General features: G+C 40.8%; 11 protein-coding genes. 2 read left to right on the forward strand and 9 right to left on the reverse strand.

Features of this window, described 5'->3' with window-relative positions; all coding sequences use genetic code 11:
• Window positions 1-256 precede the first annotated feature (256 nt).
• A complete protein-coding gene (locus tag AC3LHT_RS04545) occupies window positions 257-742 on the reverse strand; it encodes an LURP-one-related/scramblase family protein (protein ID WP_290667705.1) in 486 nt (161 codons plus the stop codon).
• Between the two features lie 330 nt (window positions 743-1,072).
• Here AC3LHT_RS04545 and AC3LHT_RS04550 point away from each other — a divergent pair, with 330 nt between their 5' ends.
• Complete coding sequence (locus AC3LHT_RS04550) at window positions 1,073-2,491, forward strand: L-fucose/L-arabinose isomerase family protein (protein ID WP_488662106.1); 1,419 nt, start codon at window positions 1,073-1,075, stop codon at window positions 2,489-2,491.
• 4 nt (window positions 2,492-2,495) lie between these two features.
• Window positions 2,496-3,974 (forward strand): FGGY-family carbohydrate kinase, encoded by a 1,479-nt coding sequence (locus tag AC3LHT_RS04555; protein ID WP_290646778.1) that lies wholly within the window; start codon window positions 2,496-2,498, stop codon window positions 3,972-3,974.
• On the opposite strand, the gene AC3LHT_RS04560 is transcribed toward AC3LHT_RS04555, so the two are convergent.
• From AC3LHT_RS04560 to AC3LHT_RS04595, 8 genes are all read right to left on the reverse strand, one after another.
• Complete coding sequence (locus AC3LHT_RS04560) at window positions 3,969-4,718, reverse strand: IclR family transcriptional regulator (protein WP_290667918.1); 750 nt, start codon at window positions 4,716-4,718, stop codon at window positions 3,969-3,971. The genes AC3LHT_RS04555 and AC3LHT_RS04560 overlap by 6 nt on opposite strands.
• A gap of 26 nt (window positions 4,719-4,744) precedes the next feature.
• Window positions 4,745-6,040, reverse strand: coding sequence for a TRAP transporter large permease (locus AC3LHT_RS04565; protein WP_290667921.1), 1,296 nt, complete (start codon window positions 6,038-6,040; stop codon window positions 4,745-4,747).
• Window positions 6,031-6,441 carry a TRAP transporter small permease gene (locus AC3LHT_RS04570; protein ID WP_488662107.1) on the reverse strand — a complete coding sequence of 137 codons (411 nt, stop codon included), beginning with the start codon at window positions 6,439-6,441 and terminating at the stop codon, window positions 6,031-6,033. Before AC3LHT_RS04570 ends, AC3LHT_RS04565 begins: the two co-directional genes overlap by 10 nt.
• Before the next feature lie 187 nt (window positions 6,442-6,628).
• Window positions 6,629-7,645, reverse strand: a complete 1,017-nt coding sequence (locus tag AC3LHT_RS04575; RefSeq protein WP_290667924.1) for a sialic acid TRAP transporter substrate-binding protein SiaP — start codon at window positions 7,643-7,645, stop codon at window positions 6,629-6,631.
• Window positions 7,646-7,686: 41 nt separating this feature from the next.
• The gene (dapA, locus tag AC3LHT_RS04580; protein ID WP_488662108.1) at window positions 7,687-8,604 is read right to left on the reverse strand and encodes a 4-hydroxy-tetrahydrodipicolinate synthase; all 918 of its coding nucleotides are present in this window, start codon (window positions 8,602-8,604) and stop codon (window positions 7,687-7,689) included.
• A 208-nt stretch (window positions 8,605-8,812) separates the two neighbouring features.
• Window positions 8,813-9,667, reverse strand: a complete 855-nt coding sequence (locus tag AC3LHT_RS04585) for a hypothetical protein (RefSeq protein ID WP_488662109.1) — start codon at window positions 9,665-9,667, stop codon at window positions 8,813-8,815.
• 353 nt (window positions 9,668-10,020) lie between these two features.
• Window positions 10,021-11,043 (reverse strand): 3'-5' exoribonuclease YhaM family protein, encoded by a 1,023-nt coding sequence (locus AC3LHT_RS04590; RefSeq protein WP_488662110.1) that lies wholly within the window; start codon window positions 11,041-11,043, stop codon window positions 10,021-10,023.
• A 24-nt stretch (window positions 11,044-11,067) separates the two neighbouring features.
• A complete protein-coding gene (locus tag AC3LHT_RS04595; RefSeq protein ID WP_290645139.1) occupies window positions 11,068-11,937 on the reverse strand; it encodes a carbohydrate ABC transporter permease in 870 nt (289 codons plus the stop codon).
• Window positions 11,938-12,011 lie beyond the last annotated feature (74 nt).

A 12,011-nucleotide genomic window follows, 5' to 3' on the forward strand; every position in this document is an offset into this window, starting at 1 on the left:
GAGTAAAGAAGAGGTATTCAGAATAAATAAAGGGGACCGCTAAGGGTCCCCGAGCGCTTTCTATCCAAGGGGGGATAGGGGGTCGCACTCATAATATATTATGAGCATGAACTATTACACTCTGGTTTTGCCAAAATAAATTTTGTGACAATGATATAGCATTAGAGTTTACGTGTACATTTTCCTATAACATAGCTCACGCATGCATAAGCATTTGAATAAGCATTTGAAGCGGTATGATGTGAAACACCCGTGTTCAATCACGGTTTGATTTATCATAAAGAATCTGATCGATAACAATGGTCAGAGCTACAAGAAACTCGGTTAATTCATCATAATAGACCTCTAACCCATAGACATCAGAAAAGGAGAACCACTTTTTCGATACTTTTGCCACTGTTGTTTCATCTTTAAGAATTGAAAATTCATGAGCCATGTAGTTTCCTGAGACCGTGAAATTACCGAGTTCACTCTCAATTTCAAACTTTGGGCGCAATAAAGAAAACTTTCTCTTTACTTTTGCAATTGGCCTGTCGCTTTTGTAAAGAGTATATTCAGGTAAAAGACGAAACAACTTTTGCTCAATATAAATGAGCACATTGCCCTGCATATCTTCGAGATATAACTTATTGCCAAGGCTAAAAACCTTTCCTCTAGCAAAATATCTATCTTCTCCAAATTGGTCCTTTATTGTGAATTTATCGCCGATTGAAAAGACTTTTTCCCGGATTTGAAAACGCATAATATCCCCCCAATACTTTTATAATTATACCTTATACTTTTATAAAGTAATAGGATCCAGGTTTAGGGTCTAATTAATAGGTTCAATTTTTTCTTTTGGTTCCCGGCTTATAGGATTTTATCTGCGTTGCAAGCTTCAGTCTTCGATTATCATTTTACCAGCCGACAATCTTGAAGCGCCTTATATTTTTCTGTCACTCGTCAACCATCACTTTTTTGAAAAGGATATGGCAGTGATAAAATTATATTAGCTGAAAATTCGATTCTTATGAATTTTAAAACTGCGTACAATGATATTTCGAAAGATGAAAGAGATAAAGGGGGAATTATCATGAAAAAAATCAAAGTAGGTATTCTTACCTTTTCAGATGGTAGAGAATTTGTTCACAGAGATCTTGTTGATATCAATAAGAAATTTGAAGGAAAACTCAAAGAAAGGCTTGAGGCTACCGAGGAGATTGAAGTGATAACCGGTTCTGAAATAGTGTGGAAACCATCGATAGCAAAGCGAGAAGCTCTCAAATTAAGAAACGAGGGTGCAGAGGTTACGATTTTCAATTACGCTGTATGGGCATTTCCGCATTTTACTGTTATTGCCGGTAAATTTGCTCCTCAACCTTTTCTCCTCTTTGGGAATGTGAACCCAAAATACCCGGGCATGGTGGGCATGCTTGCTGCAGCAGGAAGCCTGGACCACGATGGGACTTTTTCGAAAAGAGTCTGGGGAGATATTGAAAACGATGAAGTTCTTCACAGAGTCATAGCTTTCATAAGAGCTGCTGCTGCAAAGAACAGGCTAAAGGGTGCACGTTATGGTCTCATTGGCGGAAGGCCTATGGGTATGTACACAGCTGTTCCAAATGTAGATCTCTGGAACAGTTTATTTGGGGTAGATATTGAACACATCGATCAGTATGAGATTATAAGAAGAAGCGAACTAATACCAGTAGAAAAAGCCAAAAGAGCTAGAGAATGGCTTGAAAGCAGAGTCGGTAAGATACATTATGACGATAAGCAATTAACACCAGAAAAGCTTGAATTGCAAATAAAAAGTTATTACGCTGTGAAGGATATCATGGAAGAAATGGAGCTGGACTTTGTTGGTATAAAGGCACAACCCGAGCTCACGAACAATTTTGCCACCATGGATGTTACCGAGGCTTTTCTCAATGACCCATATGATTGGGATGGACCCCATGAACCAATAGTTTGTGCTACCGAGGCAGATTCCGATGGCGCGCTTACCATGCAGATTTTGAAATCAATTTCCAAAAGTCCCGTTCTTTTTGCTGATGTACGCCATTACGATGCGGAATTTGACGTGCTTGACCTGTGTAATTCTGGTTCGCATGCCACCTTTTTTGCAGGAAAATCCTATGTTCCAGAAGAGAACCTTAAACATGTGGAATTTTATCCGGAGGGTTTTTACTTCCCCGCAGGTGGTGCTTCTGTAAGGCATATTGCTGCTCCGGGAAAGGTTACCATCGCCCGGCTCATGCGTAAGAATGGCAAGTATTGGATGGCAATTATACCAGCTGAGTTTGTCGACCTGGGAGATAGAGCTGAAGAAAAAGCCTTTAACACGCAAATTGAATGGCCCCACGCTTTTGCAAAGCTTGAAGTCCCAATAGATGAATTTCTTTCAACCTATGGTTCCAACCACTGCCACGCAGTTTATGGCGATTATGTCGAAGAATTGAAGACTTTCTGTGAAATTTCAGGGATTGATTACAGACTATATAGAAGGTGATTTGATGGACTTACTGGTAGGCATTGATATCGGCACAAGCTCAACAAAAGCCATAGTTACTGATGAGAAAGGACATGAGATTGCTTCTGTATCTGAAGGTTACAACATTGACACACCAAAGCCATTGTGGGCAGAGTGCGATGCGCAGATGTGGTTAGATGCTGTTCTTAAAGTCATGCGAGAGCTTTCGAAGAAAGTGGATACAGCGAAAGTAAGGGCAATTGCGATAAGCGGTTTGTATGGAGGGGCTGGGGTCCCTTTAGATAGAGAGATGAATCCTGTTTACCCTACGCTCATCTGGATGGACAAGAGAGCCGTTGAGCAAACCAGATGGGTGAAAAAGAATATAGGAATAGATAATCTTTTTGAGATTACCGGGAATACTGTGGATCCTTATTTTGGGTTTACAAAAATGATGTGGATACGCGATAACGAACCTGAAATCTGGAAGAAAATAGCCCTCTTTTTACCGCCAAAAGATTACGTGATTTACAAGCTTACCGGGGAAGTCTCCACTGATTACTCATCTGCTGGTAATATAGGTGGCATCTTTAATTTAAGAAATCGGAGATGGTCCATAGAGATGTTAAAAGCCCTGGGAATTTCACCGGATAAGCTCCCCGAGAAGGTCATTCCATCAGAAACAATAGCGGGTTATCTCTCTGAAGAGATGGCAAAACACACGGGTTTTAAATCCGGTACTCCGGTGGTATCTGGAGGTGTGGATGCAGCTGTTGCTACTTTGGCGTCTGGAGTATGCGATGAGGGTGAAAATACCGCGATGATAGGCACTTCTATGTGTTGGGGTACAATACATGGAGGCAACCACCTTGACTGGCATTTTGTGAATTTCCCTTATGTTGTCAACGGTAAAGAGCAAGTATATTCTTTTGGAGGCGCCACAACAGCCGGTGCGATAATTGAATGGTTCAGAAATCTCTTTAAAGAAGAGGATTTGAAAAAGCTCGAGGTCACGGCTGAGCGGGTAGCCCCCGGTGCGGAAGGAATAACTGTTTTGCCTTTCTTTATGGGTGAGCGTGCGCCATTGTGGGATATGGACATACGTGGATGCATTTATGGCCTTAGCTTGAGCCACGATGAGGCTCATTTATACAGGGCTTTCCTGGAATCCATTGCTTATATTCTAAAGTTGAATTTAAAGGCTGCAAAAGAGGCGAAAATCCCTGTAAATCCCAGCACTATGGTTGTAGGTGGCATATCAAAGAGTAATTTATGGCTGGAAATAGCAGCTTCAGTACTTGAGAGAAATATCTATTCTTTCCCCATTTCCTCCGATGCACCATATGGAGATTGTTTTCTTGCTGGATTAGCTGTTGGTTTATTCAACGATACAAAAGAGATAAAGAACTGGCTACCTGAAAAAGCGAAAACTCAACCATCAAGAGAGTGGATTTTAGCATATAAAGAGGCTTACGAAAAGTTTGAAAATTTATATAGGGGAATAAAAGCTGGGGAACTATGAAGAGTACCCCAGCTTTTTTGAAATGTCGCTGGCTGCTTTGAAAAGAAGAGGGGTGTATTTTTTCATTTTTTCTTCGGTCATTCTCACTGCGGGGCCAGAAACACTGATCGAAGCAATAACTTCACCTTTTCTATCAAAAACCGGTGCACCTATGCAATGGATGCCTTCTTCGTGCTCGCCAAGATCTTGAGCCAACCCTTCTTTTTTGATTTTCTTCAGCTCGGTTTTTAGTTTTTCTTTGCTGGTAATGGTCCTTTTTGTAAATGGATGCAAGCTGACTTCTGAGATAATTTTATTTTGTTTCTCTAAAGGTAAGAACGCCAGAATTGCTTTTCCAATAGCGGTGCAATGAACCGGTGCGCGTTTTCCTATCCACACTTTCAATCTGAGGGAATGAGCGCTTTCGAGGCCTTCTATTGACACCACTTCATTTCCATCCAAAATGCCAAGGTGAATCGATTCACCTGTCTGTTGCTGAAGCCAGTCAAGGTAGGGAAATGCGATGTCTCTCAACTCCATTGATGCCAGATAGATGCTTCCCAATTCAAAAAGCTTGACTCCAATTTTATATCGCATCGTTTTTGGATTTTTGCTGAGGATGTTGTGTTTTACCATTGCCTCCACTATGCGATACACAGTGGGCTTTGGCAAACCCGTTTTTTTAACAAGCTCGCTAAGATTTAGTTCGGGTTTTTCAGCGCTGAAAGCTTCAAGAATATTTATAAATCGTTCCAGAGATTGCAAAAATACCACCTCATACTCATAAATGATTAACCTCTATAACCGAAGAGCCTTGGTATAAACAGGACAAAACTCGGCCAATATGTAATTATCAACAGAGCGAGAACCTCAAGAGGTATCCAATATTTTAACATCTCCTTGAAAACCTTTCCAACAGGTGTTCCACTAATAGCGCTTGTGATATATCCTGTTTGGCCATAAGGTGGTGTATCAAGCGCGAGCATGAGATTCAAAGTTGTAACCACGCCAAAATGCACGAGGTCGATGCCAACAGCCTGCACAAGCGGCAGGAGCATGGGAATCACAACAAGCTGAATAACCGAGACGTCTATAAACATGCCAAGAATGAAATAGAGCACATTTGCACTCATCAATAAGAGCCATTTGCTATTCAACAATCCCCATTTCATAAACGTTGATGTTATCAATGCTGGGACCTGCTCTCTTGACATCACATAGCTAACAACGAAGGCGGCAGCGATCATAAAACTTATATATCCTATATTCATAACAGTTTTAATCAGTATTTTGTAGAGCTTTTTGAGGCCGAGAGTTTTGTATATGAAGAAACTCACCAGTATCACATAACCTACTACAACAGCAGCAGCTTCTGTGGGGGTGAAGATGCCCCCATAGATTCCCACAAGAAGTATTACCGGAGCGAGAAGTCCGGGAAATGATCTTATGAATCCGCTTAATAATGTCCTGAAAGGGGTCTTTACGCCCTTTGGATACTTTCTCTTTTTCGAAAGGTAGAATACCATGAGCATTTCAAGTGCGCCGAGAAAAAGTCCGGGCAGAAAACCGGCAAGAAATAGATAGCCTAAAGAAGCGCCAGTAAGCATAGCATAAATGACCATGGGAATACTTGGGGGAATAACAGGAGAAATAGTTGCCGATGCGCATGTTACCGCACAAGCGAAGGGACCATCGTAGCCGTCATCTAACATGGCTTTGATTTCAATATTTCCGATGCCTGCAACATCAGCTATTTCAGACCCGCTAATTCCGGCAAAAATTATGCTTGTGACTATGTTAGCATAACCAAGTCCTCCTCTTACGGGTCCCATAGCCTTTTTTACAAAATCAAAGATTTTGTCTGTAATTTCTGAATCGTTCATAATGTTAGAAGCCAAAATAAACAACGGCACTGCCAAAAGAACGTCTTTTGCCTGTAATTGTATGGCCATGATGTCGGTGAGTGTTGATAGATTTATTCCGCTGGTGATAAAGTAAGCAATTCCGCCCATTATCATGCCAAAAGCTATGGGATATCCCAACGCAAAAACCGCTCCAAATATAATGAGAAACAGCACTATTCCCATGGCTTCTCCTCCATTTCACTTGCTTTTCCGGTTATGAGTTCTTTCAACCCTCTGTATATCCATACGGAATTGTGTAAAAGAATGAGGAAGATGAATATGGGAAAACACAGGATGAGATAGGTCCATGGAATTCTAAGCACATCGGACCTCAGGAATTTATACCAGCCGAAGTTCTCCAAAACAGGAAAAAGCGCAATAAACATACCCACATTGAAGATAATATCCATAATAAGCTCGATAACTAACTGGGCTTTTCTGGGAAGTTTTTCGTATAGTATGTTAAAACGTATGTGAGCTCTGTACCTTCTTGCAAGTGGGGCACCGAGAAAAACCACCCATATAAAGGAATATCCCGAGATTTCAAATAGGGCGGGAGAAGGATAATTGAAAACATATCTCAAAATGACTTTGATATTATTTCACATGATATTAAAAATTACCTGAAGGAACATGCTTAAAAAAAGCGTGAACAATATTATGGAGGCAAAATGTACTTCTACAAGGTCTATTAGCCAGAGGAACAGCTTCTTCATGTGATCACCTCAGCAATGATAAATGGGCCCGCCAGAGACGGGCCCAACTTTTCGTCTATTCGGTGTAGGGATACATCTGAATCTTCTTGTACATACCTTCTCCCCATTTTTTGTCAAATTTCGGCTGCGAGTAGTATTCAGCGGCATGTTTCATAAAGGCATCTTTGTCGGGGATTATTATTTCCATGTTGTATTCGTCAACGAATTTACCAAGCAGCTCAGCTTCCTGTTCAAGGACTATGGAGTTCATGTAATAACGAGCTACCTTCATAGCTTGCTTGATATAGACCCTGTACTTTTCTGGCATGCTTTCCCACAATTCCTCGTTAATAACGGGACAAATGATGCCAATGGAGTGATCGGTGAGTACTATGTATTTGGTGACTTCCACGAATTTCGCAGCGAGATCTGTTGGCAAGGGATTGTCCTGTCCGTCAATAGTTCCTGTCTTAAGGCCAAGGTAAACTTCACCAAAGCCCATGGGTGTTGGCATTGCGCCCAAGGCACGTCCCATATCCAGAAATGTTTCATTGTTTGGCATTCTCAACTTAATGCCTTTTAAGTCTTCTGGTTTTTTCACAGGTCCGGCTTTTGCCGTAAGGTTCAGCTCTCGTGTACCGAGATACCAAACATCGAGGACTCTCAACCCGGATTTTTGAGCAAGCTTGTCGAAGTATTCCTGGCCTATTGGCCCAAGTAATACAGAATACATGTGGTCAAGATCTCTGAAAACATAGGCTGCTCCAAAGACCCCAAGCTCCGGCATATTACCAAGGTCGGCAAACCATGAAGGAGCACCGTCACCAGCCATTTCCAGGTCGCCTCGCATCACGGCAAGCAAGGATGTCTTTTGATCCCCAAGCTGTCCTGAGTGGAATACTTGAACGATAATTTTTCCTCCGCTGAGTTCTCTAACAACATCGGCGAACTTGTGCATGGCAAGTACCTGTGGCTGGGTTGGCGCAGCAACGGTGTTGAATCTTAGAACATATGTCGGATCTTCTGCAAATATTACGATGCCAAGGAGTATGATTACCACTGTGAATAAAGCTAACTTACTGATCTTTAACATGCTTTCCCCTCCTTTTCACAAAATTGGGTACTGTAAACTTCTTACAATTTCCCAATGATCTTCATAGCCTCCTTTAGCGTATCGATTTCTTCGGTTGTAAGTTCCATCAATGGCGGTCTTACCCTTGAAACGGGAAGGCCGGATTCCAGTTCAAAAGCTGCCTTAACTGCTGGCAAAGGATTTTCGAGTCTTCGATTCCTGCCGAAGAATGCACTGAAAAGGGCATAAAGAGACTTAAATAAAGCCACCGCTTCGCTGATTTCACCGGCGAGAAAACTATCTATCAGATCGTGCATTAAGTCTCCAATTACATGGGATCCGCCGCTGACGACGCCTACGCCACCCTGACTTAAAACTGAAAGTATCATGAGGTCATCTCCGGAATACACTGTTACCTTTTCCTCAGTGACTTTTATGAACTCCGAAGCTTGAAGGGGATTTAAGCCCGCCTCATCTTTTATGGCGACAATGTTGCTGTGTTTCGCCGCAAGTGCTGCGAGCGTGTTGGGAGAAATATTCGCACCAGTGAACAGGGGAATATTATAAACCATAACGGGAATAGAAGAGTTTTTAGCTACTTCAGAGAAATGGTGAAAAATACCTTCCTGAGTAGGCCTTGAAAAATAGGGTACAATTACCATGGCCGCATCGTAGCCAATGCGTTCGGCTTCCTGAGTTAGCTTAATGGTTTCCCCGGTAAAGGCTGTGCCCGTGCCGGCTATCAGAGGTACATCATTGCCAATTTCTTCCTTTACGGCTTCGAAAAGCTTCACCCTTTCCTCATAACTGAAAGTGTAAAACTCTCCATTGGTTCCGGCAATAATGAGAGAATCACAGTATTTCTTATTCACTAGATATCTTGCAACCTTTTTTGCCAGGGTGTAGTCAATGCTGTAATCCTCTTTGAACGGTGTACACATGGGAATTAAAACTCTTCCAAACTTTTCAACTACGTTCATAATCACCCCACCTTTGTCTCGTTAGTTGATATAGTGTTTCTTACATTGATATATTAACACTTTTGATTTAGTTAAACAAAGCTGTTCAGAAGCAATGAGGAAATGTTTGAACGAAATAAAGCGAGTTAATGTCAAAATTGTAGCTACCACCTCCCCAAAATAAAAGCTTCCTCTTCCGAGGAAGCTTTTACAAAATATCTTAAGTGTTTTACCAGTTGATGATATTTTTTAAGAGTTTTGTGTTTTCAGCTACGTCAATAAAATCATCTCCTGAAAGGTAGCCGTACACATCATTAGCGAACAATGTTGCATCTCCTATAGCAACAATTTTTCCTCTTTTCATTTCATCAGCGGCTATGACAATGATTGGAGTAGTAACAACTTCCGGTTCAAAGCTCTCAGAACTTGGGCTATACGATGAATTATTACCAGAAGCCAGCGATGGTGCTGCTACATAAGCTGTTGCACTCGGATATGCCAATTTTACTGCGCTGCCTGTAACATTTAAAGTGGCTGTAGCAAAAAGAACCACGGTACTCAAACCACTGGTTACAGGATGTACCTCAAAATTGCTTATAACAGGCCATATATTGTTGCTGTTATAGTTATTAGTATCATCATAGACAGTTTCATTATTGAATGAAATTCCCGATCCAAGATAGGTAAGTAAGTCATTTAGCGGTGTGTTGTCATAATAGCTGTACCATTCACCAAGAAGTATCAGCTTTCTGTCACACTTCGAGAGGAAATTAGCTACTTGTTGCATCTCTGAGCTGGAATATGCGGTTACCGGAGCTGTGACAAGAAAAACGCCATAGTTTTCGGGGGAAAAACCTGCACTTGAGGTGAAAGCTACGCTGTAACCCATGGATTGCAATATGGTGGATAATTTGGCAAAAAATGCAGTTCCACCATAACCATCAAAATCGTAGGAATTGTTGTGCGTGTCATCAATCAAAACTGTCTTTGGTGCAATAAACCATTGAAGGCTGGGGGCGCAGGAAGATATGAGTATTATTAAAGCAAAAGCTGCAACCACGAAAATCGCAATCTTCTTTTTCATATTTACACCTCCTTTCGCATAGAAATATTCTTATAAAAAGCTATTGTTGATGACACAAGAATTCAAATAGTTCATACGTTTGCTTGATGTTAGCATTTTTTTAGCGTGGTACAAAGAATATAAAACACTCTATTTCAAAGTGTCTGGAACATCAAAAGCTGATAAGAAAATGATTATAGGATGGAAGTAATCAAAGGAGTTTGCGAATCACTTTTTGACATAATTGAATATGTCAAAAACAAAAATGCAGGTTAGGTAGCGAGAAGAAAATAAGAACCTCCGGGAAATCTTCCCTTGATTGTTGATTCGGTAATATAAAAAGTGATAAGACATGGGTAAAGCAAATGATACCTTTAATCACTTTTTCCTTCAATTTCAGGGATGAAGATTTTCGTACCAAGCATACCAGAATAATCTGACCAATTGCTACCTTCGGCAACAGACCCTACCAGTCCCATGAAAGCATCTACTTGTGCTTCAAGGCGGTCACAGTTATGAATGATTATCGCTTCAATTGTTTTTGGCACAACAGGGGAGCCCCATTCTTTTAAGCCATGATGGCTTGCGACGATATGGAAGAGATCCTGTTCCAATTTTGCAGGAAAATCTCCAACCTTTTCGATGGCTTTTGTAAGCATCTTAATGCCTAAAACAATATGTTCCTCGAGCATTCCCTCATTTGTGAATTCGAAGGTGTAATTTTCGTACTCGTAGGTGAAGATTTTTCCTATATCATGCAACAAAGCACCGGCAATAAGCAGGTCTCGATTGAATGCGCAGTTTAGCAAGTTGGCCGTTTCGAGAGAAAGCTGCGCAACACGAAGGCTGTGTTCCAACAATCCCCCTATTCTAACGTGATGATTTCTTGTCGCTGCCGGGGCGCTGAAAAAACCTTCCATTGAACCAGATTCTGGAGAAATGGTTTCATTCAGCAAAGCCTTTAGGTAAGGGTCTTTTACCGAACCTATAAGCTCTTTGAGACTGGTTTTTAACTGCTCTATATTATCCGAAACAGGAATAAAAGCTTTTTCAACATTTTCAATATGTGAGCGCAATTCTACTAGAGAAAATATTTTTTTTATTTTTAGGGAAATTCCATAATTGTTATAAGAATAATCAGAATAGGCGATTTTTCCAGAAGCAGGAATTTCTTTTTCGGGCCATTCCCATATGTTGGCAGAATATGAGCTGTCTTTGTCTTTAATGATGCAGGAAAAATATTTTCCGCCGTTTCGTTTGGTTTTAGATATAACATTTGTCAGGAAAAAGAAACCGGGTTTTCCATTCACAAAGTTCTCAATATTATAAAGCTTCTCAGAAGCTTTTTCAATTACATCGCTTACTGTGGGAAATTCTCCCTTTTCAGTTTGTATCATTCTACAACCCCCAAAAGATAAAGGTTATCCCTTTCGTGACGAAAAAACAGCCGAGCCGCTTAAAAAATATTTTGAAAGGGTAAAAAACAATATGAACATTGGCAAACTCGCTATAACTGCCACTGCCATCATTGCACCTTCATTGGTGTATTTTTCTGAAGAAAATTTTATTATATAAAGAGGTATGGTCTTCATTTCTTCGCTCTGGACAACCAACAACGGCCATAAAAGATTATCCCATTGGGATCTGAAAGTGAGGATAGCCAGCGTTGCTACAGCCGGCATGCTGTTAGGCATGATAATTCTCCAGAAGATGCCAAATTCGCTTGCACCATCAATTCGTGCAGCATCTATTACTTCGTCTGGAAAGGTGATTAAATATTGCCTCATAAGAAATACACCAAAAGCATTAGTTAAAAAGGGAACAATTAATCCCGTATAAGAATCCTGCCAACCAAAGCTCGTAACGATAAGGTAAAGTGGTATCATTATCGCCTCAAAGGGAATCATCATTGTTGTCATTATCAAGAGAAAGACAACATTTCTTCCTTTGAAAGGGAATTTGGCGAGGCCATATCCCGTAAGGGCTGCAAGAAAGACCGTAGAAAGAGTTATTGAAACTGCGACGATAACAGAATTTATTATGTTTCGAATGTATATAAAAGAACCATCGTTTCCACGTATTGCCTGCCAAAAATTCTGCCAGTAAAAGGTTTTTGGTATCCAGGGATAAGGGAGTCTCATCACGTCGCTGGAAGGCATTAAAGATGCTGTGAACATAAATGCCAAGGGTGCGAGAATGATTATTGCAAAGCCTATCAGGAAAAACCAAATGAATATATCTATGATAAGAGATTGCGGCTTTTTCTTTTTTTCGATATTTATTGTCATCATTTGCAGCACCTCACATATAGCTTACTTCTTCGGATTTTGAAACTCGAAGTTGAAGCCAGGTAAAGAACAACATG

The organism is Kosmotoga sp. (assembly GCF_982836095.1).

Excerpts from the sequence above, each read along its gene's own strand:
- AC3LHT_RS04545 (WP_290667705.1), bottom strand. The coding sequence starts at position 742 with ATGCGTTTTCAAATCCGGGAAAAAGTCTTTTCAATCGGCGATAAATTC.
- AC3LHT_RS04550 (WP_488662106.1), top strand. The coding sequence starts at position 1,073 with ATGAAAAAAATCAAAGTAGGTATTCTTACCTTTTCAGATGGTAGAGAA.
- AC3LHT_RS04555 (WP_290646778.1), top strand. The coding sequence starts at position 2,496 with ATGGACTTACTGGTAGGCATTGATATCGGCACAAGCTCAACAAAAGCC.
- AC3LHT_RS04565 (WP_290667921.1), bottom strand. The coding sequence starts at position 6,040 with ATGGGAATAGTGCTGTTTCTCATTATATTTGGAGCGGTTTTTGCGTTG.
- AC3LHT_RS04575 (WP_290667924.1), bottom strand. The coding sequence starts at position 7,645 with ATGTTAAAGATCAGTAAGTTAGCTTTATTCACAGTGGTAATCATACTC.
- dapA (WP_488662108.1), bottom strand. The coding sequence starts at position 8,604 with ATGAACGTAGTTGAAAAGTTTGGAAGAGTTTTAATTCCCATGTGTACA.
- AC3LHT_RS04585 (WP_488662109.1), bottom strand. The coding sequence starts at position 9,667 with ATGAAAAAGAAGATTGCGATTTTCGTGGTTGCAGCTTTTGCTTTAATA.
- AC3LHT_RS04590 (WP_488662110.1), bottom strand. The coding sequence starts at position 11,043 with ATGATACAAACTGAAAAGGGAGAATTTCCCACAGTAAGCGATGTAATT.
- AC3LHT_RS04595 (WP_290645139.1), bottom strand. The coding sequence starts at position 11,937 with ATGATGACAATAAATATCGAAAAAAAGAAAAAGCCGCAATCTCTTATC.